We start from the raw sequence: 24,597 nt of genomic DNA on the forward strand, positions 1-24,597 counted from the left end.
CCGCACACGGGCCGCTACCTCGGAAAATGGCAGTTGTCCACAGGCCGCGACCCTGTGGACAACTGCCTTCTGGAACCTGTTGGGCCGCATCCGTGATCGCATACTTCGTGCATGACGACGCTTCGGCCACGCGGCCCGCTGTTGCATCCCCGGGTTCCGATCCTGGTGCGCTCGACCGGCCAGGTCCAGTTGGGCTGGGACCCCGATACCGCCGTACTGTGTGACGCCCCGGGGCTCGATACGCAGCAGATCCTCGGATTTCTCCGATTACTCGACGGACTGAACAGCCGGCCCGCGATCGTCTGGCAGGCGCGTGCGCTCGGTCTCGAGCCGCAGCATGCGACAGCGTTGTTCGACGTGCTCGACGCGGCGGGCCTGGTGGTTCATCCTTCGCACCCGGCAGGGTACGTGCAATCCATCCGCGTCCACGGGATCGGCCCGCTCGCCGACGCGATCAGCTCCGGGCTGCGGGTGCTCGGTATCCGGCCGGCCCGCTCGCGGGACCCGCGCGGCACAACAACCCGTACGGTCGCGCCGGCGGATCTGGTGATCCTGGCGGACGCGCTGGTCCCGGATCCGTGCCTGGTCCGGGAGCTGGTTCGGGCCGGGATCGCACATCTGGCCGTCCGGTTGCGTGACGGTAAGGGGATCGTGGGACCGCTGGTCCTGCCCGGTGAGACCAGTTGTCTGCGTTGTGCCGATCTCGCGCGGGCGGAGCGCGATATCGAATGGCCGCGGCTGGCCGCGCAGCTGCTCGGCCGGATGGGTCACGCGAGTCCCGCCGGGATCGCTGCGGTGGCCGCGCTGGCACTCGGCGAACTCGAGACGATCATCGCCTGTGAGCCGTACTCTCGGCTGAAGACGCTGAACGGCACGCTCGAACTCGACCTCGATTCCCACCAGCTGTACCGCCGTCCCTGGGTCCCGCACGACCGCTGTGGCTGCCTCCCGGCCCGGACTCCGGAGTTTCTGTGATGACTGTCACAGTTCTTGGTGTGGTGCTAATTCTCTCCGGTTTTCCGTGGCAGATCAGCCTGTCCGTCGGCCATGATGGGGGAGTGTCTGAGATCGTGCGCCGGCCCATGTCCCGCAATGCGAAGTTAGCCAAGATTCCGCTCGGTGTAGCGGGTCGCGCCGCTGTCGGTTTCGGCAAGAAGCTCGCGGGTGGCGATCGCAAGGAGATCAACACAGAGCTGAACCAGAAAGCGGCCGAACAGCTGTTCACCGTGCTGGGTGAGCTCAAGGGCGGCGCAATGAAGTTCGGCCAGGCACTGAGTGTGATGGAGGCCGCGGTGCCCGAGGAGTTCGGGGAACACTATCGCGAGGCGCTCACCAAATTGCAGGCCGCGGCCCCGCCGATGCCCGCGGCGACGGTGCACCGGGTGCTCGATCAGCAACTCGGCACCGACTGGCGCAAACGTTTCGAATCGTTCGAGGACACCCCGGCCGCGTCGGCCAGTATCGGCCAGGTACACAAGGCGGTGTGGTCGGACGGCCGCTCGGTCGCGGTGAAGGTCCAGTATCCGGGCGCGGACGAAGCGCTGCGCGCCGACCTGCGGACCCTGAATCGGATGACGGGCCTGTTCGCGAAAGTAATCCCCGGCGCCGATGTGAAACCGCTGCTCGCCGAGATCACCGAACGCACCGAAGAGGAACTCGACTACCGCAACGAGGCGGCGAATCAGCGGGCCTTCAGCAAGGCCTACGAGGGGCATCCCGAGTTCGTGGTGCCCCATGTGGTGGCCAGCGCGCCGAAGGTCATTGTCAGCGAATGGCTCGACGGCACACCGGTTTCCGCCATTATCGCGGCCGGTCAGGCCGATCCCGAGGGCACCCGGGTACTGCGTAACCGGGTGGCCGGACTGATGGGCCGCTTCCATTTCTCCGCTCCCGATACGGCGGGTCTGCTGCACGCGGATCCGCATCCGGGCAATTTCATGATCACCCCGGAAGGCAAGCTCGCGGTGATCGACTACGGTGCGTGCGCACCGCTGCCGGGCGGCTTTCCCGAACTCCTGGGCCGGATCCTCGCGCTGGCGGTGGCCGAAGAGTACGGCGAACTCACCGAAATGCTGCATGCCAACGGCTGGGTCCTGCCCGGACGCACCCTCACCGAGCAGGAGATCGAGGAATATCTGCGTCCGTTCACCGATCCCATCCGCACCGAATCGTTTCATTTCACCCGTCGCTGGATGCAGCGGGTCGCCGGCAAGGCCACCGACTACTCCGCGCCGGAGATGAAAACCGCGCGGGCGATGATGTTGCCCGCCGAATACGTGATGATCTTCCGGGTGCTGGGTGGATCGATCGGCATCTGTGCCCAGCTCGACGCCGAGGTTCCGTTCATGCAGTTGGCCGCGACCTGGCTGCCCGGCTTCCGGGAAGAACGCGATAGCGCCTGAAAACTCTTTCAGCACAACAATTCCCACCCCGAACGCGAACGAGCCGCTCATCGGCGAAGCGATGAGCGGCTCGTTTCCGGTGCCGGTGCGCATCCTCGGGTGGGTGGGACGCGCGGCCCCGGTCAGACACAGCTGGCGACTTTGCGCGGCCGTCCCCGCGGGCGCTTGCGGGCGATGACGACCCCCTGATCGAAGATCTCGCCACCCCAGACACCCCACGGCTCCCGCCGATCGATGGCTGCGGTCAGGCAGCCCTTACGGATCGGGCAGGAGGCGCACAGCGCCTTGGCCTGCTCCAGCTGGATCGGGCTCTCGGCGAACCACAGATCCGGGTCACCCGCCCGGCAGGGCAGGGTGGTCAGTGGCTGAGCTCCGGGATCGGTCGTCACGGTGCGACACGCCACATCAGTGGTGGCCGTCGGCCAGCTCTGGGTGGTGGTGACCACGTCGTTCTCCTTCAGCTTGTTGTGCAGCGGTTCGGTGTTCGTGCTGCGAAACCGATGCCTTGTGAGCTGAAGGCCAGAAAAATGGCCACGGTTTCGCATCTGCGACCCGTGGCCAGGAGGTGTGGGGTGGTTCCCCTAACCTGGTCGGCGGTTGGGCCGCCTGTTCACGGTCGCTTGGTGTCCTTTGCGGAGGCTTTCCGCTCGCTTATCGGTCTCCACCGCGGGTGCTGCGGCGGGATCGATGACGAGGGAGCCGCCAGCTGCGAAGGCAGCTGCCGGGTGCCAGATCGCGATGGACTGGTCCTGCGGTTCGACGATGTTCGGCTGATGCGAATAGCGCATGCGCGGCTGCGCACCGAAACGATCGATGCAGGACAGGCCGGTCCCCTGCAGAGCGAGGAACCCCCGGGAAGCAGCCGACAAGCGCGTATTCGGGATTACGGTGACGATTCCGTAATTCGTTGTGCCGTTCATCTGTCTGCCTCCCTCCTGTACTCGTGATCCGAATTCCAATGATGCGCGTGGATGTACCCTCCCGAGCGCGATTCCCACCTTATGCAATCTCGCCGGAGTCGACAACCTATTTTCTACCTGCGGTTTTGCGCTACGGTCGAAAGATGGCGCGGCGCCGGGACCGGATGATCGCCAGAACCTCCGCGCCGTACTGCCGCACCTTGCTCTCGCCCACGCCGAGCGCGGCCAGTCCCGCTTCGTCCTCCGGGAGTTGTTCGGCGATCGCGGTGAGCGTGTTCACCCCGAGGATCCCGCGCGGATCCATTGCCAGTTCCGCGGCCTTCTCCCGGCGCCAATCCTGGAGCGCGCCAAGGAGTTCCAGGTCCGGCTCGCCCACGCAGTTCTTGCATCGGCGCAGCAGAACAGTTTCCGGATCGAGCAGCACTCGTCCGCAGACGCGGCACACCGGACGCGCCGCATCGCCCCCCGGCCGGGCCGGCGCGGCGATCCGGGACGCCGGGGACTCCTCGGGCACGAGGCCGGCGAGGAACCGGGAGCGGCGGCGGTTGCGGCGGTCTCCGTCACCGCGGGACAAGGCCCAGGACATCCGCAGATGGATCCGGGCGCGCGTCACTCCCACGTAGAGCAGCCGACGTTCTTCCTCGAGCGCGGCCTGGTCGGCGACCGATCCGTCGCCGTTCAGCACATAAGTGATCGGCAGTGTGCCGTCGGTGAGGCCCACCAGGAACACCGCGTCCCATTCCAGCCCCTTGGCGGCGTGCAGTGAGGCCAGGGTTATGCCCTGCACCGTCGGAGGGTGACGCGCCTCGGCCCGCGCGGCGAGTTCGCGCAGCAGGCCGGCCGGGTCCAGCCCGGGGTCCTGATCGACCAGTTCCTCGGTGAGCCGTACCAGCGCGACCAGCGATTCCCAGCGCTGCCGAGCCTGCGCCCCGGCCGGTTCGGCGGCGGTGAGCCCGATCTGCGCCAGCGCCGCCTTCACCAGGGTGACCAGCTGTTTTCCCTGCCGCGATGAGTTGGGAAGGTCGTCCCGGGCGGCCGTCTTGCGTAGTTCCTGAACCGCCTGCCGGACCTCCGGCCGCTGGAAGAAACCCTCACCGCCGCGGATCTGATAGGCGATACCGCGTTCGGTCAGCGCCTGTTCATAGGCTTCCGACTGGGCGTTGATCCGATACAGCACGGCGATCTCCGCGGCGGCGGTACCGCCGGCCAGCAGTTCTTCGATGCGCCGTGCCACCGCCGCGGCCTCCTCGCGGAGGTCGGCGTATTCGGCGAACTCCGGATCCGGGCCGTCGGCGCGCTGTCCGATCAGCTGCAGGCGCGTCCCGGCGATCCGGCCCTTCGCCATGCCGATCACCCGGTTGGCGAGATCGACGACCTGGGGGGTGGACCGGTAGTCGCGTTCCAGCCGCACCACGGTCGCGTCCGGATAGCGGCGGGAGAACTCCAGCAGGTACGCGGGGCTGGCCCCGGTGAACGAGTAGATGGTCTGATTGGCGTCGCCGACCACCGTGAGATCGTCCCGGTCGCCCAGCCAGGCATCGAGTACCCGCTGCTGCAGGGGTGTGACGTCCTGGTATTCGTCGACCACGAAACAGCGGTAGCGTTCGCGGAATTCGTCCGCGACCGCCGGATAGCCCTCGAGCGCGGCGGCGGTGTGCAGCAGCAGGTCGTCGAAGTCGAGGAGCAGGCCCTCCGGGGTGGTCTTGACCGATTCGTAGGCCGCGTAGACCTCCCCGATTCGCGCTGCCGGAAAGGGGATGTCCCGGTGGTGGGTAGCGGCTGCCGTGGCGTAATCCTCGGGCGCGATCAGTGCGGACTTGGCCCATTCGATCTCGCCCAGCAGGTCTTTCACGCTTTCGGTGCCGGAAGCGAGCCCTACTTGATTCGCGGCCTGTGCGACCACCGGGAATTTGCTGTCCAGCATCCGCCACGGCACCTCGCCGACCACCTGCGGCCAGAAGTACCGCAGCTGGCGCAACGCGGCCGCGTGAAACGTGCGGGCCTGAACTGTGTTCGCTGTCTCACCCAGTCCGAAAGTGCGCAGCCGGGCCCGCAGTTCTCCCGCGGCGCGCGCGGTGAAGGTGACGGCCAGCACCTGGTCGGCACGGACCTGTCCGGCCGCCACCAGATGCGCGATGCGGTAGGTGATGGTGCGCGTCTTGCCCGTGCCGGCCCCGGCCAGCACGCATACCGGCCCGCGTGGTGCACGGACCGCGGCGGCCTGCTCCGGATCCAGCGCGGAGAGATCGACGGCGGTCACCCGTCCATTGTGCACAGGTGGGGTTCGCGCCCTCCGAGCCGTGTGCCGCGACGGTCCGGAGGACAATGCCGGCTCGACGCGGAACACCGGACGCTGTGGCGGCGTTGCTTTCTTTCGTGAGTGATTCGACACCCGATCTGACCATGTACTCCACCACCTGGTGCGGCTACTGCCGCCGGTTGAAGACCCAGCTCAAAGAGGCGGGGATCAGCTGGGTGGAGATCGATATCGAGGAGGATCCGGCCTCGGCGGAGTTCGTGGGCAGTGTGAACAACGGAAACCATGTGGTCCCGACGGTGAAGTTCGCCGACGGTTCGACCGCGACGAACCCGTCGCTGGCCGATGTGAAGCAGGCACTCGCGCGTTTGGCGTGAGGTCACCGCGGTGCCGTTCGAGCGGGGCGCCGGGCAGTCGTGCGGGGCGCCACGCGCGTGCCTGTCCGCACCGGGCGGGTCCGGATCGCTAGTGTTGACCGAGTGAATCGTCGGATCATCACGCTCCTGGTCGCTCTGGTTCCCGTTGTGTTGCTCGGCGTGATCGGCAGCGTGTACACCGTGCCGTTTGTTGCGCTCGGTCCCGGGCCCACCCATGACACGCTGGGCGAATACGAGGGTCGCGAGATAGTCGGGGTGACCGGCGCCGAGGTGGACCGCACCGCGGGTCACCTCAATATGACCACGATCGCGATGCGTGACGGGCTGACACTGTTCGAGGCGCTCGGCTTCTGGGTCAGTGGGCGGCACGGGATCGTGCCGCGCGCCGAGGTGTATCCCCCCGGGCTGACCCGCGAGGAAGTCGACAAGTCGAATGAGGAGGAGTTCTCGACCTCGGAGAGCAATGCCGAGGTCGCGGCGATGCGCCAGCTGAACCTGCCTACCGCGGTGCTGGTACACGAGGTGGGGGACAAGGCGCCGGCCCATGAGGTACTGCGCCCCGACGACCAGATCGTCAGCGTGAACGGCACGCCGATTTCCACCCCGCAGGATGTGGTGGCGGAAGTATCGAACAAGGCGCCGGGCACGGTGCTGTCGATGGTCATCCGGCGCGACGGTGCCGAACAGACCGTGAACGTCACGCTCGGCGCGCGGCCCGACGACGAGACCAAGGGCTATCTCGGCCTGACGACCACCGAAGCCGCGGCACCGCCGATGCAGGTCGAGTTCTACCTCCCCGATATCGGCGGGCCCTCCGCCGGGCTGATGTTCAGTCTGGCGCTGGTCGAGAAGCTGAGTCCAGGCGATCTGGACGGCGGTTCGTTCGTCGCCGGCACCGGCACCATCGACGAGAACGGCAAGGTCGGCGCCATCGGCGGGATCCAGTACAAGATGATGGCCGCCCGGGACGCGGGTGCGGAAACGTTCCTGGTGCCCGCGGGCAACTGCGCCGAGGCGATCCAGCGGGTCCCCGAAGGGCTGCGCCTGGTACGGGTGGAGACGCTGGCCGGTGCCGTGCAGGCACTCGAAGACATCTCGGCGGGCGGTGCGGCACCGAGCTGCGGGTAAGAAGCTCCGCCTCCGCTCCGGTTGTCAGTACTCGGAGTCCTCCGACTCGTCCAGCGTATGCCGCAGCGCCTCGATCAGATTCGGCGCAAGATTCGGATACGTGCGCAGGTCCAGATCGGCTTCGGCGCCGGATTCGTCCTCGTCCTCGGGCCGCAGCTGTAGCAGGCACAGGCTGTTTCCGGTACGCAGTGCGGCGGCGAAAAGGCGGGCATCGCGCCGGCCCGGATGAGCGTGGGCGGCGGCCCGGCCGGCGGCATCGGCCGCGTCGGCGTCGGCCAGCAGCGGGGTGAGGGCGTCGTCGAGATCCTCCTCGGCATCCGGTGGCAGGACGACGATCTCCTGAACCAGGATGCAGCCGGCCACCGCGGGGGGCCAACTGGTGGTCGCCAGGAATTCGTCCAGCGGCATCGTCCCGGCGGTGACTTCGTCGGGCAGCGGGTCCTGCGCGACCGGGGTCAGTTCGTTCGCGGTGTCGACCTCGTCGATGAGCGCCGGTTCGGCAACGACCAGATCGGCGGTTCGCACCAGCGCGAACATCTGCGGAGCTCTGCCCCAGCCTTCGGCGTCCACGAACTCGGCGACCTCGTGGACGGAACGGGCAAGGACGATTTCGGCATGCAGGTCGGCGCTCACCGATCCATCCTCGCATCCGCCGCCGCGACACCGCCGAACCCTGCGGTCGCGAAGATGTCCGTTTTCCGTAAAGTGGGCGCTGAAGGTCCGTACGGACCCGACCGCAACAATTCGGACTGCGGCGCAGCGGCCGGTGGCGTCACCGGTTGGCCCGCCGCCGGACCCTGGAGAGTGGCATCGTGGGCATGCGCCCCCAAGCCGGTTTACCCTCGCTGTCCCGGCGCAGCCGTTCGCTGCTGGTGGCGGCGGTGGTGCTGGCCGCACTGCTGTTGGTAGGGCCCCGGCTCATCGACACCTATACGAACTGGTTGTGGTTCGGGGAGGTCGAATTCCGCGACGTCTACACGACCGTGTTGCTGACCCGGTTCGCGATCTTCGTGGCGGTCGCGGTCCTTGTCGGCGCGATCGTCTGGCTGGCGCTGCTGCTGGCCTACCGGTCCCGGCCGGTGTTCGTGCCCACCTCCGGTGCCGGCGATCCGATCGCCCGCTACCGCACCACGGTGCTGACCCGGTTGAAGTTGTTCGGCCTCGGGATCCCGGGCCTGCTCGGCGTGCTGTCGGGTCTGGTGGCGCAGTCGAACTGGGTCACCGTGCAACTGTTCCTGCACGGCGGATCGTTCGGGCAGACGGAGCCGCAGTTCGGTTTGGACGTCGGTTTCTACGCCTTCGATCTGCCGTTCTACCGGATGATACTGAATTGGCTGTTCGTCGCCGTCGTGATCGCGTTCTTCGCGAATCTGGTGACGCACTACATCTTCGGGGGCCTGCGGCTGACCGGACGCGAAGGTGTGCTCACCACACCCGCGCGGATCCAGCTCGCGGCGCTGGCCGGAATCTTCGTTCTGCTCAAGGCCGTGGCGTACTGGTTCGATCGGTATCAGCTGCTGATGAGCAGTCGTAAGGAACCCACCTTCAACGGCGGCTCCTTCACCGATATCAACGCGGTGCTGCCGGCCAAACTGATTCTGATGTCCATCGCGATCATCTGCGCGGTGGCCTTCTTCGCCGGGATCGTGCTGCGTGATCTGCGGGTGCCCGCGATGGCGGCGGCGCTGCTGGTGTTGTCGTCGGTGTTGGTCGGGGCGGTATGGCCGCTCATGGTCGAGCAGTTCTCGGTGCGCCCGAACGCGGCGGAGAAGGAAAGCGAGTACATCGAGCGCAATATCGATGCCACCCGGGACGCCTACGGAATCACCGACGACAAGATCGAGTACGTCGACTACAAGGGCGAAAGCAGCAAGAACCCGGTGAACGTGCCGGTGGACCATGCCACCATCGGCAACGCCCGGCTGCTCGACCCGAACATTCTGTCGCCGACGTTCACCCAGCTCCGGCAGCTGAAGAACTTCTACGGGTTCCCCGAGGAGCTCGATATCGACCGGTACGAGCTGAACGGCCAGGTCCAGGATTACATCGTCGCGGCGCGCGAGTTGTCCCCCGCCACCCTGAGCGGTAACCAGACCGACTGGATCAACAAGCACACCGTCTACACCCACGGCAACGGTTTCGTCGCCGCCCCCGCCAACCGGGTGAACCGGCCGCAGTCCGAGGACGCCAACGCCGCGGGGGGAAGCAGCGACTCCGGATACCCGATCTTCCTGGTCAGCGATCTGTTCACGCCGAAGGATCAGCAGCGGATCAAGGTCGATCAGCCGCGGATCTACTACGGTGAGCTGATCTCGCAGTCCGACCCCGACTACGCCATCGTCGGTAACACGGAGGGCGGGGAACCGCGCGAGTACGACACCGACCAGGCACGGTTCACCTATGACGGTTCCGGTGGCGTGCCGATCGGCAACTGGTTCAACCGGCTGGCCTTCGCTGCCAAGTACGCCGAGCGCAATATCCTCTTCTCCTCGGCGATCAGTGGCGACTCGAAGATCCTGTACAACCGCTCGCCGCGGGAGCGGGTGCAGAAGGTAGCGCCCTGGCTCACCCCGGACGGCAACGCCTATCCGGCGGTCGTGGACGGTCGCGTCAAGTGGATCGTGGACGCCTACACCACGCTGGACAACTACCCGTACGCCCAGAAAACCTCGCTCGAGGGGGCGCTCGAGGACAGTATCGACCAGCGGACCGGCCGGCTGCTCCCGCGCAAAGAGGTCAGCTATATCCGCAACTCGGTGAAGGCCACCGTCGACGCGTACGACGGCTCCGTCGAGCTCTACGAGACCGACCCCTCCGATCCGGTCCTGAAGGCCTGGCGCGGAGTGTTCCCGGACGCGGTGAATCCGGAGAGCGAGATCAGCCCCGAGCTGCGTGCGCACTTCCGCTATCCGGAAGATCTGTTCAAGGTCCAGCGGGAGATGCTCACCAAGTACCACGTGGACGATCCGCGCGAGTTCTTCACCAACAACGCGTTCTGGTCGGTGCCCGCCGACCCGACGGTCGAGGGCGTGTCGGCCAGCCAGCCGCCGTACTACGTACTGCTGGGCGATCCGGAGACCGGTAAGCCGGTGTTCAACCTGACCAGCGCGATGGTGGGTTACAACCGGCAGTTCCTGTCCTCCTATATCTCGGTGCGCTCCGATCCGGAGGGTTACGGCAAGTTCCGGATCCTGCAATTGCCGACAGATACCCAGACGCAGGGCCCGCAACAGACACAGAACACGATGACGACGGCGCCGCAGGTCTCCCAGGAGAAGACACTGCTGTCCAACTCGAACAAGATCAGATACGGCAATCTGCTCACGCTGCCGGTCGCCGACGGCGGGATCCTGTACGTCGAACCGTTCTACAACGAGCGCAATACGGGGCAGAACACGGCGACGTTCCCGCAGCTGCTGCGCGTGCTGGTGAGTTATCGCGACCAGGCCGGCAGCGTGAAGGTCGGGTACGGCTCGACCCTGGCCGACGCCCTGAACCAGGTGCTTCCCGGGGCCGGTGCCCTGGCGACGCCGTCGGGCGGTGATCCGGCCACCCGGCCGAGCCCGGGTGCCGCGCCACCGCAGGCCGAACCCGAGGAGCAGCCCGAGAACCAGGGCACCGGGACCCCCAACGGCAGCGCACCCCCGGCGGGTACGGGCTCGGCGGCCCAGGACGCCGCCGCGACGGAGCTGAACCGCAAGATCGAGGCGGTGCGCACCGCGATGCGCACCGGAAACTTCGAGGAGTTCGGCCGGGCTCTCGACGAACTTGAGGCCGCGGTCAAGGCCTACCAGGACGCCGGTAGATAACGGGTCGGGCCGGTCCGCGGCCCCCCGATAACGCGAAGAGGCGCTGTCATCCGGATGGATGACAGCGCCTCTTCGTTATACGCGCGGGTTACCGGCGCTCGATTACGCGCCGGGCCGTATCACAGGTACGAACCGCACACCGGCCACGCGCCGGGTCCCTGGGTCGCGAGCACGTTCTCCGCGACGCGGATCTGCTCTTCACGGCTGGCGTTGGCCGCACTACCGGAGCCGCCGTTGGCCTCCCAGGTGCTCTGGGTGAACTGCAGGCCGCCGTAGAAGCCGTTGCCGGTGTTCGTGGACCAGTCGCCGCTGCTCTCGCACTGGGCGACTGCGTCCCAGTTGCCCGAGTCGGCAGAGGCGGTGGCGGTGGAAAGACCGAACGGTACGGCAACGAGAGCCCCGGCGATAGCGGTCAGGCCGAGGGCGCGGGTGCTGAACTTTCGGGTCTTGGTCATATGCGAATCCCTCCCTGTGCCCACCGGCAGCGCGTGGAAGCTGCGTGCCCCTGTCCCCAGGTGATGTGTCGGGGTTTGATCCGAACCGTGGGACAGGGTTGCCGGTGTTCTCCGGTTCGGCCGGCCCGTCCCGGTCTGGTCGGGGCCTGCAAATGACCGTAACGGAGAAATCTCCTCAGATCACGTATCGATAACTATCAATATGTGGATTGGCGAGAACCGGGAATATGTGGAAAACTGCTGGTCATAATCCCGATTTCCGCTACCCGGTCGCTCTCGTGATCATGCCGAAATGTGACGGGGATCACCGAAAAATCGTAATTCGTGTCACGCGTATCGCGTTCGAGATCGGGGGCAATCACTCCGTTAACGTTTGGTCTCGCTGTTGCGGGGGCTCGATGTGTCGTGTTGCCGGTGGATCCCTGGTTTGTTGTGGATATGTGCCACCGACGGGTCCGGGCGCGGGTTCGAAAGACAAGAAAAGGTCGATGACCTGGTGATTTGTCATATTCGTGAGGCCGTGTGTAATGTTGTGTTCACCCAACGCGGGGTGGAGCAGCTCGGTAGCTCGCTGGGCTCATAACCCAGAGGTCGCAGGTTCAAATCCTGTCCCCGCTACTACCGGGAAGGCCCCGGAGAGGATGTCCTCTCCGGGGCCTTTTCTTGTGTTCACGCCTCCGCGTGGCGCGATACACCCGATGATCCCTGCGTTCACGGTGCGGAGTTCGCGACGTGGACCCTCCGGCGCTCGACGGCTCCTGTGGAGATTTCCGGCAACTGAAACGGCAGGGTGTGGTCGGTCTTCGTGGATGTCTCGCGGTTGTGGAGTCTGTGGTCGGCCGGCGAGGTCTCGGCCGCGCTCGCGAAATCGAGTACGCCTGTGCCGAGTCGCGGTCGGCTGAGCTTTACCGCCTGATGATGAGATTCGGAGGCCTCATGCGGGGGCAAATGTACAGCTAATCGACCTTCGGTCGAGGTGGCTATGTGGCGGCGGTGGCGATGTATTTCGGAAATCGGGATCGAGAAATAAAAGAGATCAAGCGGTTTCGGCCGCAGCGGAAATAACTTCCTGAATTGCATCGGTGTAATTCGCCTGCGCCTGGAGCCGGTTCGAAAATGCTCTGTCGGTGGTGGCAGGGCGGTGCCGATGCGAACCGCACACGGGGAGAACGGGTTCGGCGATTCGGTCCGAGGCTCACCCCGCAGGGCACCCGGCGACCATCGCGTGCGGACGTCGAGCGAGTGTCACGATGGACCGCGAGCGTTGCCGGACGGTGACCCGAGCTGGTTTGCTGGACGCGCTGCCCGCGACCCGGAGGATGAGCTGACATGCCGTCGAATTTCACGCTGAGAGCCGTCAATACGGTGCACCGGGCGCTGTTGCGCCTCAGTTTCGGGCGTCTGGGTACCGAGTACTTCGGGATGCCGGCACTCGAGCTGACCACCATCGGCCGGAAGTCCGGCCGGCCGCGATCGGTGATGCTGACCGCGCCGATCGTCGACGGCGACGAATACATCATCGTCGCTTCCCGGGCCGGCGATCCGGCGAATCCCGCGTGGTACTGGAATCTCCGGGACAACCCCGCGGTCGAGGTGTCGTTCCGCAACGGGCCACGGAGGCCGATGACCGCGCAGGTTCTGTCGACGGAGCAGCGCGCGCCGCTGTGGACCCGGATCGTGGCGAACTATCCGGTCTACGGCGAATACGAGCAGCGAACAACCCGGGAGATCCCGCTGGTTCGCCTCACTCCCGCGAGCGATCCGGGGTAGCCACCTGAAGGATACGGGCCGGCCTCGGCGGCATGCTCAGTTGACTTCGAGGACCGATCCGAAGGCCCGGAGGCGGGGGTGGGGAGCCGGCTCGGGGTTTCTGCCGGAGGCCGGAACCTCCGGTATTTCCGTATTTTCGCGCCAATGCCGGAACACGGCGGCGGCCTTGCTGTCCGGTGCGGGGGTGTAGATGATCACGGTCTGATCGGTGTCCGGGAGACGCAGGGTGTCACCCTGCACGGTCAGTGGGCCGAAATCCGGATGCTCGATCGTTACCACGCCGGATCGCCGGGTGCGCGCGCTGCCCGCCCGCCAGATCTGCCGGAATTCGTCGCTGCCGCCACGCAGTTCGGAGATCAGTCGAGCCAGCTCGCGGTCGGCCGAGTAGCGGGCACCGGCGCCGCGCAGGCTGCCGACGCAGTGTTCTGCGGGGATCGCCCGCATCGATTCCGTGGTCATTCGGGGCAGTCCGGAACCCAGGAATCGCAGCCGGAGGATATTGCGCTGATCAGGTGGTAACAGGGCGAAATCGCCGAGCAGCTCGGTCGTGAGCCGATTCCAGGCGAGGATATCGCCGGCGGCCGACAGTACGAGCACCGGAAGATCCGCCAGATGCTCCAGCAGGGTTCGTACGCTCGGTGTAATCCGCCGCGGGACGAGGGCTGCGGGCGGGGGTACGGAGCCGGCGAGGTGGAATATCAGCTCACGATCGTCGGTATCGAGGCGCAGCGCCGTAGCGAGCGCACCCAGGACCTGGATCGAGGGAATGGGTCCGCGGCCCTGTTCCAGGCGGGTCAGATAGGCGACGCTGATCCCGGCCAGCTGCGCCACCTCTTCCCGTCGCAGACCGGGCACCTGCCGGCGGCTGCCCGCCGGTAGACCCACCTCGGCGGGGATGATCCGGGCCCGCGCCGCCCGCAGCACCGCGCCGAATTCGGCTCTGTCCATTCCTCCATCCTGCCGTGGTGCGCCCGATACGGGGTGATACTGCCGGTCCTACCCCTGACCGGTCCTGGTCGAATACCTTGGGGCTCGGTGATAGTGCGGGGGTGAACGGAAATCCGGACGGCTCGGGAGCCTCTGCGAGCCGGTATCCACGGAAAGCGGTAGTCATGGCTGCGGTGCTTGCGGCACTGACGGTCGTGGCCGCGGCGGCGGCGTGGATCTCGAACGAAGGACGGGATGTCGATATGACGACAGGGTCTGCCCGCAGCGACCGAGTGCTCTCGGTCGGGCTGCATCCGAGTGCAGTCGATTTCGATAAGTATCCGACGGTGACCGAAGAGCTGCTCGCGGCGGCGATCGCGCGTGGGGAGGCGGCGCTGCGGGACGCGGGTTTCGATATCGTCAGCTGCCAGGTCGCCGCCGAGCCGGACGCGGCCGAGGCCGCCGTCCGGGACTGTCTGGACGGGCAGACCTTCGGGGTGGCGATGATCGGGGCGGGTGTGCGCATGGCCGAGGAGCACACACTTCTGTTCGAGCGGTTGCTGAACGTGGTGAACGAACTGGCCCCGGGGATCAAGTTCTGTTTCAACACTGAACCCGAAACGACAATCGACGCCCTGCGGCGCTGGGTTCGACCGATGAGGTAGGCGGGCCTGCGCCTGGGCGATCGCTCGACGCCCGGCTGTGCCGGACAGGCGCGGTCAGGCGTTGCGGGTGAGGGTCGGCGGGGCCGGTTCCGGTTCGCCGGCCGGGCTCGCCGATCCGGGATCAGTCATGATGTCTCGCCACCAGGAATCCAGCCTGCTGGGTTCGGGCCAGATCACGGGGGTGTGCTCGGCTGTCGTTTCCACGTCGTTCTCCTCGGGGCCGGTGTTGTCGGGCATCCTTGCCTCCTGTACGCGTGGTGCGCCGGCGGGTCGCCGCGTGTGGACACGCTGCTTCGACTTTTCGCCACCCCCTGAAACCGGTTCGCCGGAAATTCCCGCGACCGAGCAACGTTGTGGCAGCAGATCGCCGGACCCGCCCGGTACCAATGTGCCGCAATTCTAGCCTTTTTCGATCACATTGCACACGGATTCGTGCTGCACCGGTTTCGGTGATTCGAAGCCGGGTGTTCGCCGGCATACGCACGGTAATGTGGATAGATCTGTGCGAGAACGGATTCCGTCGTATCGCGACGCTGCAATTATGATCATGAACGACAAAACGACCGGTTTGTAGAATATGCCGAGGGTATTACGGGATGTGCGCGGGAAATCCGCCATTAATGTATGCGTAAATGTTCTTTCATTTGCCGGTGCACGGACGCGGAGCAGATGAAATCGCAGTTAAGAAGTGGCCGCGGCGCGCCCGCGGGCGACGGGTCGCGTGGTTTCTCGGTCGCCGACGACGGGCCGACCCTGCTGGGTACACTGCCAGGCATGTCGGTGGCTTCGCCGCGGTCGCGGACCCAGGGGGCGGTCAATGGCTACGAGGCGCGCTGGGAGCAGCACAACACCGAACGGCAGCGCACGATCCTGCGGGCCGCGGTCGAACTGCTCGAGGAGAAGCCGCTCGGCGCGGATATTCCGGTGGTTCAGATCGCGAAGCGGGCCGGGGTGGCCAAATCGGTCGTGTACCGGCAGTTCAGTGGTCGCGAAGACTTGGACCGGCGGATCCGGTCGTATCTGATCGACGATCTCGGGGCCGTTCTGGATGCGCAACTCGATGTCTCCGCGGGCTCGGTCCGCGAGATCATCACTCGCACGGTCCGGGCGGTGGCGGACTGGATGGGGGACCATCCCAATCTGGCGGCCTTCGCGCGTACCGGGCCACCGGCCGGTGGCCCGGATGCGGTCGACGCGATCAGCAGCCTGAAGAGCCGGATATCGGCGCGGTCGGGTGAGCTGATCGAGGCGATCGGTGAGATCGTGGGAGTCGATGCGGCGGCGCTGGAGCCCGTGCCCTTCGCCGTGGTCACCATGGTCGAAGGGGTTCTCGCTGCCTGGGTTGCCGATCCCCGGCCCAGTCGTACCCGGGCCGAAATGGTCGATGATCTGGCCGGCTATGCCTGGTATGTGCTCGACGGCGCCGCCCGCGCGGTCGGGATTACGGTGGATCCCGACCGAGAGCTTTCGGATGTGGTCGCCGACCTGGCCGGCGCCGGGTGAGCGCCGGACCGGACATCGTCGGCCGGTCCGGCTCACCGCATCAGGCCACTGCGGGCCGGATCCGGCGTTCTGGTTCGCTGCGGTAGCGCGACCGGTCGCCGTCGATACCCAGCGCCCGCCACAGCCGGGTCGTGACCGGATTCATCAGCCCGAGCTCATCGGCGAGGGTGCGCATATCGCCGAAGTAGCCGGACAGGATCCCGCGGGCGTGCGGGCTGCGCCAGAACGCCTCCTTGATGACCGCGCGGGGGATATCGAACCGGCGCGCGAACTCCGGCGGCGGTGCCATGATCTCCCCGGCCAGCCAGCGCAGTGCGAGCGGAAAGGAGATCCCGCACAGCGCGGTCGAGATCGGATCGAGTTTCGCGATATGCGCGCGCAGGAATTCGCCCGCGAAGGATATGTGCCGGGCCTCCTCGGCGATATGGATCTCCATCGCCCGCACCACCAGCGGTGGCAGATCGGCGCCGTTGCGGATCATCGCCTTCTGATAGTGGTCGATCGGTTCCTCACCACCCAGGATGCCGAGGAACAGGATGACATGGGCGTAACCGCCCGCTACGCCGATGAACGGGGAGAGCGCCCGGAAAATGGGCCGCATTCCCGGCACGTCGTCGCCGATCCGGTTCACCAGCTCCTGGAACATCTGGATGTGATTGCACTCTTCGGTCATCTCGTGCAGGCAGTAGCGGAACTCCGGTGAACCGTTGGGGAGTTTCGCGATGTACTGCATCATGCCGCGGATCAGCACGGTTTCGAAGGCCGCGCCCACCTTGATGGCGTTGGCGACTCGCCAGCGGCCGATTTCGATCTGTTTCTCGGTCGGCAGTTCCCGGTACCAGCGGGTGGCCCCGAGTGGGTCGTACTCGGGGGAGAGGATCCACCGGGGGTCGTCGGGGTCGAGGGCAAATTCGGGTGCGTCCCAATCGATATCGAGATAGGGGTCGAACCGGCGGTGCACCGAGCCCTCGGACAGCGTTTCCAGCATCTCGCGGTACCGGGCGTCCAGCTTCGGAGTCCGCGGCAGAGTCGACGGCGTCATCGGTGCCTCCTCGTGCATATGGCATATGTCTCTCTACGGAAATTTACCGGGACTCAGCGTCTCAGTAAATAGCCGGGCGTCGGATAGCTGCAGAATCGTGCTCTGAGCATGGGGGATGGTGCGCCGCTCGATTGCCGGGCCGGGAACTCGGTACCGGTTCTGCGGTGACGGTGCCGGTGTGGGAACCGGCGGAGCTGCCGAGTCAGCCCACGGTGTCGGTGTATGCGCGGATTGTTTCGATCCGGGGGGCAGCCGGTTGGAATTCGAATATCAGTAGCACCGGACCGTCCGGGGTAACGCCGCTGACCGTGACCGATCGGCCCGCCGCCAGTGTCTTCCCCTGACGCAGGCCGCGCGCTCGTGCCGTGAGTTCCGCGGGTGTGACGGATTCCCCCGACCACAACCGCACGGTGCCGGGGCCACCGGCCAGTTCGTTCACGGTCGTCGTATCGCCCGCGGCCGCGGCCGTGCACAGTCGATGTGCGATCTGCTTACCGGTCCGCCCGATGCCCGTACAGGCCTGGGCCATACCGGTGAGCCCGCGCACGCCCTGGTTGCGCAGCAGCAGGCCGCCCAGGCGGGTGCCGGCGCGGAGGCCCGCGATTCCGGTTCCCATGAGCCGGCCGATCATCGGCAGCAGCTCCCAGTAGGCCGCCAGATGTTCGATACGGAGTGCGCCGTTTTCCTCGGTGAGCTCGTAGCGCAGATGCATGGGGACGTGGACCCGGGCGCCCGTCGACATGGTGATGGTGATGGTGAGGTCGCGCAGTACGGTCGCGGGTCCGGCGAAATCGTGCGCCACATCGAAGACGATGTCGTTGGGGGCGATGAAGGTCTCGTAGAACGAGGTGATCGCGTCGTGCCCGGTGTGGGGGGCGGAGCCGACCGGGTCGTTGACCACGGCGTCGCGGGCGAATAGCCCGACCCAGGCGGCCCGGTCGTGCGCGGCCACCGCGCGTGGGGAGGCCAGTACGGCATCCCGCAGCTCGGTGGCGGTCGGGTCCAGCGGCACGATGCCTCCTCGGGGGTGTCCGGATTGCGGCCATAATAGAACACGTTCTATCGGCGTCGGAAGGTATCACCCTGCCTGCGTGTGAAGATGTCGGTGCCGTGCGGCATCATCTGTGCACGCAGTTATTCGACGAAACAGTGAGATTGCCCGGAGTGCGCCATGCCGTCGCGAACACCATCGAACGCGAAGCCGAAACCCCTGTCCGACAACGACCTCGACCAGATCGCCAGCGAGATCGAGGCGGGACGTCCGCCGATGGTGTGGTTCACCGCCGTCGCGGTAGGGGTCACCGAGGGGCGTTCCGGCAAGGTCGTCTCGCTCGGTGATCCGGCCGACGGCGATTTCCTGCAGATCCGCCCGACCGGCTCCAAGGATGTACTGTCCTTCGGGCCCACCGAGGTGACACTGACCAAACCACCGCGTGATCGGCCGGCCTCCGCGCCGAAATCCGCACTCGACCAGAAGGAAGCGCCCGTGCCCACCGCCGCGTCCCAGCCCGCGCCCACCGCCGTGGACAAGAAACCGGCTCCCGATTCCTCGGCCGCCACCGCGAACAAGACCGTCGCCGAAGCGAAACCGGCGACGGCGCCACGAACGGCCGCTCCGGCCAAGGCAGCCAAGGCGCCGGCCGCCCGCAAGGCCAAGTTGCCGGAGGTCACGGTCACCATTAACGGCACTGCCGAAGGGGAGTGGACCGTCGATGTGACCAGCGGCAAGAAACGCGCCGGGCGTGCCCTCCCGGTCGGGGGGCCGGCGGTGGCCCAGGCGGCGAAACTGTTGCATCCCGAAGTGGCCGAGGTGGTGGAGGGCCTGCTCGAGTCGGTGCGCGGCGCACAGGAAGCCAAAGTCCAGCAGTTGCAGGCCGAATTGGAGCAGGCCCGCAAACTGCTGGAGGAGCTCACGGACTGAGCCGGCTCGCTCAGACGGCCGTCTCCCGCGGCTTCCAGCCGATCGGTTCCGCGGGGGTATGCCGCATGGCGTCGTGGAACATGTAGCCGAATCCGCGGCGCTTGGCCAGGTACATGGCCGCGTCCGCATCGCGGATGAGGTCGTCGACGGTGGCGTCGATCTCGCGGGGCCCGCCGCAGGCCAGCCCGATACTCGCGGTGAGCGGCACCTCGCCGATACTGAGCAGGAACGGTTTCATGAAGATCCCCAGCAGGCGCTCGGCCATCGTGGTCGCCTCGTCGCGGTCCAGCGGCGCCAGCACGATGAATTCGTCACCGCCGTACCGGGCCACCACATCGTCGCGGCGCACGGCGGCGCGGATCCGGCCCGCCGCCTCGGCGATCAATTCGTCACCGACGGTGTGGCCGTAACTGTCGTTGATCGCCTTGAACTCGTCCAGGTCGATGAACAGCAGGCACAGCGAGCGTTCCGCCCAGTCGCGGTGGTCGCGGTGCAGGACGCGGAGCAGCGCGGAACGGTTCAGCAGCCCGGTGAGCGGATCATGGTCGGCCTGGTACTGCGCGCGCCGTTCGCTGCGCGCGCTGCGGCCGATGGCGCGCTCGCTGCGGATCAACAGCCCGATCAGCAGCAGTGCCAGCACAATCGAGACGATCACCTGGTCGAGCGGGTGCAGCGGCGCTCGAGCCACCGGGACGAGCGACGAAACCACCAGTGCCACCGCGATCACGCTGGCCCGCTGGCGCGAATGGTGCAGCCGGATAGCCCGCGGGGTACTCAGCGCCGACATGGTGGGGTGCAGCGCCGCGGCGCCCACCGCGAGATAGGCGCCGAGCAACGGCAGCAGCAACACATCCGGATCCACCGACACCGCACCGGCGGCGGCCAGCCGGAAGCCGATATCGGTCAGCAAGGTGCCCGCCACACCGAGATGCAGGAGCCACAGCGAGGTTTCCGAACGGCTGGAGGTGGCCAGCGAATGGGCGAGCAGGGTGAGCATCAGGGCATCGAAGACCGGGAAAACAACAGCGGTCAGCGTATTCATGGCATCGCCGGAGTGCAGAACCGGCGCGATGAGGAAAATCCAGGAAGCCAGGAGCGCACCGAGGCCGATCAACCCCGAATCCAGCAGGATATCCGGATGCGCGCGGGCCCGGCGGGGCCGCAACCACAGCACCGCCGCCAGCGCGCTGGCGACATAGCCGGTGAGGGTGCACATCTCGTCGAGAGGGGTGGACACGGCGGGCGTCAGTTCGCGCACCACGGTGCCGAGGGCGAACGGGACGGTCGCCGCCGCCACCAGATACCACGGCCACGGTGCGGCCGGCCGGTGCCGCCGGACACCGATACCGATCGCTACCGCGGTACCCAGTGCGAGCGAAACGGCCACGAGCAACGACAGCAGCCGGGACTCGACGACCAGGGCGATCGTGATGGGCAAACCCGCGGCCACCGAAAGAACTGCCCAGCAACCTATCCCGCGAAAACCGTACCGTCCTGCACGCTGTGGATCGCTGATGATCATCAGCCCCCCTTGTCGGTCGCTCCATTCCCGGTGAGATCGAGCCGCGTTTCAGGTCGGAAAATCCTTGTCTGTCGTGCTCTACCTGCCCAACGAGCGGCGGCTGACGAAACCGAGTCTTCCTGTACGAGGGGATGTCCGAGCCGAGCGCCAGGGCGTTCGGCCACCAAACTGGACCATTGATCCGATGATGACATGCAGTGGCCGAATTTGTCGCTGTCTTGGCGCAACAACGTCGTAACGGGTGTTTTGTACCGGGGCGGCGCATCCGCCGGGGCCGGTCCGGGCTCGTACGGTGGTCCGGTGACAGCACACGCGGAGCGGACCGATACGAGCGGCGCCTGGTCGGCGCCCGGCCGGGTCAACCTGATCGGCGAGCACACCGATTACAACGACGGATTCGTCCTGCCGATCGCGATACCCCTGGTCGTCACCTGCCAGGGTGCCCGGCACGCCGACGAGCTCGTCCGGGTCGATTCCCGGCAGCGCCCGGGCGAACCGGTGCGACTACCGGCCGCGGCCCTGGCCGCCGAGCGTGAGCGGGTACCTGGCTGGGCCCGGTACCCGCTCGGGGTCCTCGCCGAGTTCCGGCGCCGCGGGCACCGGATCGAAGGGCTGGAACTCGAGTTCGACGGCGCGGTGCCGGCCGGCGCCGGCCTGTCCTCCTCGGCGGCGCTGTGCTGCGCCACCGCGGTGGCGGTCCGGGACCTGTGTGCGCCGGGAGTCGGCGATCGGGAGCTGATCGATATCGCCCGGGCCGCCGAGAACGACTACGTGGGCGCCCCCACCGGGATTCTCGACCACTCCGCCTCCATCCTGTGTACCGCCGGACATGCGCTCTTCCTGGATGTCCGCGCTTTCCAGAGTTCGGAAACCGGTGGTTTCGACCAGATCCCGTTCGATCTGGCGGGGGCCGGCCTGCGCCTGCTGGTCATCGATACCGGGCAAACCCATGAGCACGCGGCCGGCGGCTACGGCGCTCGCCGGGCCGAATGCGCCGCTGCCGCCACCGCCCTCGGTGTGGCCTCGCTCCGAGATATCGGCAGCGTCGACGAACTGTCCGCGCTGTCCGACCCCGTGCTCTACCGGCGCGCACACCATGTGGTGAGTGAGAACGATCGGGTGCGCGAAGTCGCCGGATTGCTCCGCGAGGGCAAGGATCCACGGGCGATCGGGCCACTGCTGAGTGCCGGTCATGCCTCCCTGCGCAACGATTTCGAGGTATCCACCGAGGTACTGGACGCGGCCGTGGATACGGCACAGGAAACCGGTGCCCACGGGTCGCGGATGGTGGGAGGCGGATTCGGGGGCAGCATCATCGCGCTGGTCGATACCACGGATGCGGGGCAGGTCGAGGAGGCGGTACGACAACGTCTCGCCGATATGGGTTTTCCCCGCTCCCGGACCTTCGAGGCGATCGCGGCTCCGGGAGCCGGGCCGGTTGCGTGACTATCGTCCGGCGACCGGCCCGGTCGCTGAAGACGCTGCGGGCGCGTTGGTGCCGTGTGGCCGGACCGGTCGTTGGTGCCGGGCGGCACCGTTGTTCGGAGGTAGGGCCGGGGCGGGGCCGGCCGGAGCATGTCGCCGGCCCCGGCGTGGGTCGTTCGGGTGGGATCAGGTGGCTGCCCGGAGTCGCCGGGCCTGACCCAGGACGATGTCCAGCAGCACGAAGGCGAGCAGGCTCAGGCCGAAGACCGGTGCGAACCAGCCGATCAGCGCCGCGACCGCCAGCGTCGGTATCGCGAGTTTCGCCGATCGGCGCAGGGCGCCGCGCCGCGGTGGCCGGCCCGCGGCGAGCCAGGTTCCGGCACCGACCGGCCGGCGGCGCCACCACATCAGGTAGCCGCGCACGATCACGGTGCCGAGTCCGGCCATGGCCGCCAGGAGCAGCAGTTGGTTGAGCAGCCCGAACATCAGGCCCATATGCAGCTGGATACCCCAGTTCGCGAGTTTGGCCATGAGTGACCACTCGGAATAGGGCAACCGGTCGGTGACAGCGCCGTTGCTCCCGTCCACCGCGACCGCGTCGACGGTGAGAGTCCCGGATGCCCGCCGTTCCTTGACCGAAAAGGCGGTGGCGTCGTCGGCCGGGATCGTGATCTCGGCGGGCTGCGTGACGCCGGCCTCGCGGGCGGCCGCGTACACCGCGTCCAGTTGCCGGATCCGGTCCGCGGAGACGGTGTGCGTGGCCGCGGGTCCGCCGTGATGGCCGGCATGGTCCGAATGTGCCGGAGCCCCGGCATTCGGCAGGGCTGTTTCGACCGCCGGAGTAGTCCAGCTGAGCTTCTCGCGTAACTGTTCGATATTGGCGCCGGCGTAGGTCGACCAGGTGAGCCCGGTCGCCGACAGCAGGAGCACTACGGGCAGGATCCACACGCCCACCGCGCCGTGCCAGTTCAGCCGGCGCTCCCGCGCATTCTGTGTGAGGTTGGGTGCGAAGAGCCATGCCGCCGAATTGCGCTGCCGGTGGGCCCGCACCCGGCGCACCCACAGCACCAGCCCGGCCAGGGCGATCAGCCACAGCCACGAGGCGGCCAGTTCGGAATACAGCCGGCCCGGTTCACCCAGGTGCAGATGCCGGTGGGCCTGCGAGATCCAGGCGCGCAGCGGCAGCGCCCCGGAACTTCCGTACACCACCGAGTCACCGACCGGCTGCGCGGTGACCGGATCGACGAAGACCGCCCGGCGGTCGGATTCCCCGAGGCCGGGTTCACTGAAGAGAACGCGGGTCGTTTCGCCCGGTGCCGGGGCCGGAGCGACCGCGACCGGTGTGAGATCCGGCCGGACCGCCACTCCCGCGGCCACCTGCTCGGACAGGGGGCGCTCCGGTCCCTGGGACTGCGTGTACAGCAGATCCCGGTCGACGAAGGATTCGATGGTCGGGGAGACGGCATAGAGCGCGCCGGTCAACGCCGCGATCAAGAGAAACGGGCCGACGAAGAGGCCGGCGTAGAAGTGCAGCCGGAGCGCGAGCGCACGGAATGCGCCCTTACCCGGCACGGATGTGTTCGTCACCGGGGCAGCAGTTTCCTGCGCCGCGGCGACCTCGGTGGTGCTCAAGGTTCTACCTACGTCCTGTGCTGGCTCGGCGCAGCCGGCAGAGTGCGGCTACGCGCAGACCTCGGCGTCCGCTGAAGGGGCTGCCGAGGTGGGTGGGAATCCGGCGCGGAACAGGGCGCGACAGTGCGCGAGGACCGCAGCCGGAAGGGAAATCAGGCCAGGAGGGCGACAGGTGGGGCCCGGGTACCGCCGGAAGCAACGACGATGATGCGCGGTATCGCTCGGTCCCTGTGTGCGATCCGCAGCGATACCGGTCCGGCGACCGCAGGTATCCGGGGTAGCAGCGGGATCACCCGTGCGAGCGCTGCCGCGGCGCCTCGGTAGGCGGCTTCGGCACCCCGAACCAGCAGACCGGCTGCCCAGGCGGCCGAAATGTGCGCCGCGATCATCGCGGGCGTCAGTTGCAGGTCACCGTGATGGAGGTGGCCGGAGCCCCAGCCGAGACAGATATGGCCCAGCAACTGACCGGCAGCCAAGGCGGCAGTGAGCCCGGCGGCGCCGGTGCGCAGTGGACGCAACCCGGCGACCAGGGCACCCAGGACAGCGGAGGTCGCACCGAGCAGCATGATCGCCGTACTGTCCGGCACCGCGGTGGGCGCGGCCCAGCCGTGCGCGGCCACCGCGACGGTGCCCGAGATCAGGCCGGCTACGGCACCGCGGACGCGGGCGGCGTCCCGATGGTCCACCGGACGGGTGGAGCCGAACCTGATATGCACCGGGTGATGATATCTGTGTTTTCGGCGCGCGGTTCGTGAAGGTGATGTGCGGTGCAGTCCGGAAAGGCCGGCGATGGGCTTGTCGCGCGGGTGGCCAGGTGGGCCGGACTGTGAAGCCTGGCGGCC

The 24,597-nt window shown here is 67.2% G+C and carries 22 protein-coding genes and 1 tRNA gene; 11 read left to right on the top strand and 12 right to left on the bottom strand.

Features of this window, described 5'->3' with window-relative positions; all coding sequences use genetic code 11:
- Positions 1-111: 111 nt before the first annotated feature.
- Both ACIA75_RS30525 and ACIA75_RS30530 read left to right on the top strand, forming a co-directional pair.
- Positions 112-975, top strand: a complete 864-nt coding sequence (locus ACIA75_RS30525) for a TOMM precursor leader peptide-binding protein (protein WP_397110125.1) — start codon at positions 112-114, stop codon at positions 973-975.
- A gap of 107 nt (positions 976-1,082) precedes the next feature.
- Entirely contained in the window at positions 1,083-2,402 is a 1,320-nt protein-coding gene (locus tag ACIA75_RS30530) for an ABC1 kinase family protein (protein WP_397110361.1), read from the top strand.
- Between the two features lie 122 nt (positions 2,403-2,524).
- On the opposite strand, the gene ACIA75_RS30535 is transcribed toward ACIA75_RS30530, so the two are convergent.
- Both ACIA75_RS30535 and ACIA75_RS30540 read right to left on the bottom strand, forming a co-directional pair.
- The gene (locus ACIA75_RS30535; protein WP_397110363.1) at positions 2,525-2,806 is read right to left on the bottom strand and encodes a WhiB family transcriptional regulator; all 282 of its coding nucleotides are present in this window, start codon (positions 2,804-2,806) and stop codon (positions 2,525-2,527) included.
- A gap of 646 nt (positions 2,807-3,452) precedes the next feature.
- Positions 3,453-5,582, bottom strand: coding sequence for an ATP-dependent DNA helicase UvrD2 (locus ACIA75_RS30540; protein WP_397110127.1), 2,130 nt, complete (start codon positions 5,580-5,582; stop codon positions 3,453-3,455).
- A gap of 143 nt (positions 5,583-5,725) precedes the next feature.
- Here ACIA75_RS30540 and ACIA75_RS30545 point away from each other — a divergent pair, with 143 nt between their 5' ends.
- Together ACIA75_RS30545 and ACIA75_RS30550 are read left to right on the top strand one after the other, a co-directional pair.
- On the top strand, positions 5,726-5,956 hold the full coding sequence (locus ACIA75_RS30545; RefSeq protein WP_397110366.1) for a mycoredoxin: 231 nt from the start codon (positions 5,726-5,728) through the stop codon (positions 5,954-5,956).
- Positions 5,957-6,058: 102 nt separating this feature from the next.
- A complete protein-coding gene (locus tag ACIA75_RS30550; protein ID WP_397110129.1) occupies positions 6,059-7,084 on the top strand; it encodes a PDZ domain-containing protein in 1,026 nt (341 codons plus the stop codon).
- Between the two features lie 24 nt (positions 7,085-7,108).
- Here ACIA75_RS30550 and ACIA75_RS30555 read toward each other — a convergent pair whose 3' ends face one another.
- A complete protein-coding gene (locus ACIA75_RS30555) occupies positions 7,109-7,717 on the bottom strand; it encodes a PPA1309 family protein (protein WP_397110131.1) in 609 nt (202 codons plus the stop codon).
- 179 nt (positions 7,718-7,896) lie between these two features.
- Here ACIA75_RS30555 and ACIA75_RS30560 point away from each other — a divergent pair, with 179 nt between their 5' ends.
- Positions 7,897-10,893, top strand: a complete 2,997-nt coding sequence (locus ACIA75_RS30560) for a UPF0182 family protein (RefSeq protein WP_397110134.1) — start codon at positions 7,897-7,899, stop codon at positions 10,891-10,893.
- A gap of 119 nt (positions 10,894-11,012) precedes the next feature.
- Here ACIA75_RS30560 and ACIA75_RS30565 read toward each other — a convergent pair whose 3' ends face one another.
- Complete coding sequence (locus tag ACIA75_RS30565; RefSeq protein ID WP_397110136.1) at positions 11,013-11,348, bottom strand: transglycosylase family protein; 336 nt, start codon at positions 11,346-11,348, stop codon at positions 11,013-11,015.
- Positions 11,349-11,892: 544 nt separating this feature from the next.
- Between ACIA75_RS30565 and ACIA75_RS30570 the strand changes: the two genes are divergently transcribed.
- Positions 11,893-11,966 (top strand) — tRNA-Met (locus ACIA75_RS30570).
- Positions 11,967-12,059: 93 nt separating this feature from the next.
- Here the strand turns inward: ACIA75_RS30570 and ACIA75_RS30575 are convergent.
- A complete protein-coding gene (locus ACIA75_RS30575; RefSeq protein ID WP_397110138.1) occupies positions 12,060-12,428 on the bottom strand; it encodes a hypothetical protein in 369 nt (122 codons plus the stop codon).
- A 249-nt stretch (positions 12,429-12,677) separates the two neighbouring features.
- Between ACIA75_RS30575 and ACIA75_RS30580 the strand changes: the two genes are divergently transcribed.
- The gene (locus ACIA75_RS30580; RefSeq protein ID WP_397110140.1) at positions 12,678-13,118 is read left to right on the top strand and encodes a nitroreductase/quinone reductase family protein; all 441 of its coding nucleotides are present in this window, start codon (positions 12,678-12,680) and stop codon (positions 13,116-13,118) included.
- Between the two features lie 36 nt (positions 13,119-13,154).
- Here ACIA75_RS30580 and ACIA75_RS30585 read toward each other — a convergent pair whose 3' ends face one another.
- Entirely contained in the window at positions 13,155-14,066 is a 912-nt protein-coding gene (locus ACIA75_RS30585; RefSeq protein ID WP_397110142.1) for a helix-turn-helix transcriptional regulator, read from the bottom strand.
- A 164-nt stretch (positions 14,067-14,230) separates the two neighbouring features.
- On the opposite strand from ACIA75_RS30585, the gene ACIA75_RS30590 reads away from it, so the two are divergent.
- Positions 14,231-14,710 carry a hypothetical protein gene (locus ACIA75_RS30590; protein WP_397110144.1) on the top strand — a complete coding sequence of 160 codons (480 nt, stop codon included), beginning with the start codon at positions 14,231-14,233 and terminating at the stop codon, positions 14,708-14,710.
- 54 nt (positions 14,711-14,764) lie between these two features.
- Here ACIA75_RS30590 and ACIA75_RS30595 read toward each other — a convergent pair whose 3' ends face one another.
- Positions 14,765-14,947, bottom strand: a complete 183-nt coding sequence (locus ACIA75_RS30595; protein WP_397110146.1) for a hypothetical protein — start codon at positions 14,945-14,947, stop codon at positions 14,765-14,767.
- A 537-nt stretch (positions 14,948-15,484) separates the two neighbouring features.
- Between ACIA75_RS30595 and ACIA75_RS30600 the strand changes: the two genes are divergently transcribed.
- Entirely contained in the window at positions 15,485-16,213 is a 729-nt protein-coding gene (locus tag ACIA75_RS30600) for a TetR/AcrR family transcriptional regulator (protein WP_397110148.1), read from the top strand.
- Between the two features lie 40 nt (positions 16,214-16,253).
- On the opposite strand, the gene ACIA75_RS30605 is transcribed toward ACIA75_RS30600, so the two are convergent.
- Positions 16,254-17,255: a diiron oxygenase gene (locus ACIA75_RS30605; RefSeq protein WP_397110150.1), complete on the bottom strand. Its 1,002-nt coding sequence runs from the start codon at positions 17,253-17,255 to the stop codon at positions 16,254-16,256.
- Between the two features lie 202 nt (positions 17,256-17,457).
- A complete protein-coding gene (locus tag ACIA75_RS30610) occupies positions 17,458-18,267 on the bottom strand; it encodes a nuclear transport factor 2 family protein (RefSeq protein ID WP_397110152.1) in 810 nt (269 codons plus the stop codon).
- Positions 18,268-18,426: 159 nt separating this feature from the next.
- Here ACIA75_RS30610 and ACIA75_RS30615 point away from each other — a divergent pair, with 159 nt between their 5' ends.
- The gene (locus ACIA75_RS30615) at positions 18,427-19,176 is read left to right on the top strand and encodes a DUF6319 family protein (protein WP_397110154.1); all 750 of its coding nucleotides are present in this window, start codon (positions 18,427-18,429) and stop codon (positions 19,174-19,176) included.
- Between the two features lie 10 nt (positions 19,177-19,186).
- On the opposite strand, the gene ACIA75_RS30620 is transcribed toward ACIA75_RS30615, so the two are convergent.
- Complete coding sequence (locus tag ACIA75_RS30620) at positions 19,187-20,614, bottom strand: diguanylate cyclase (protein ID WP_397110156.1); 1,428 nt, start codon at positions 20,612-20,614, stop codon at positions 19,187-19,189.
- 384 nt (positions 20,615-20,998) lie between these two features.
- Between ACIA75_RS30620 and galK the strand changes: the two genes are divergently transcribed.
- Positions 20,999-22,144, top strand: coding sequence for a galactokinase (gene galK / locus ACIA75_RS30625; RefSeq protein WP_397110158.1), 1,146 nt, complete (start codon positions 20,999-21,001; stop codon positions 22,142-22,144).
- Between the two features lie 165 nt (positions 22,145-22,309).
- Here galK and ACIA75_RS30630 read toward each other — a convergent pair whose 3' ends face one another.
- Together ACIA75_RS30630 and ACIA75_RS30635 are read right to left on the bottom strand one after the other, a co-directional pair.
- Positions 22,310-23,755 (bottom strand): PepSY-associated TM helix domain-containing protein, encoded by a 1,446-nt coding sequence (locus tag ACIA75_RS30630; protein WP_397110160.1) that lies wholly within the window; start codon positions 23,753-23,755, stop codon positions 22,310-22,312.
- Positions 23,756-23,907: 152 nt separating this feature from the next.
- Complete coding sequence (locus tag ACIA75_RS30635; protein WP_397110162.1) at positions 23,908-24,471, bottom strand: hypothetical protein; 564 nt, start codon at positions 24,469-24,471, stop codon at positions 23,908-23,910.
- Positions 24,472-24,597 lie beyond the last annotated feature (126 nt).

This window comes from Nocardia sp. NPDC051750 (genome assembly GCF_044453135.1).
In the GTDB taxonomy this organism is placed as follows: domain Bacteria; phylum Actinomycetota; class Actinomycetes; order Mycobacteriales; family Mycobacteriaceae; genus Nocardia.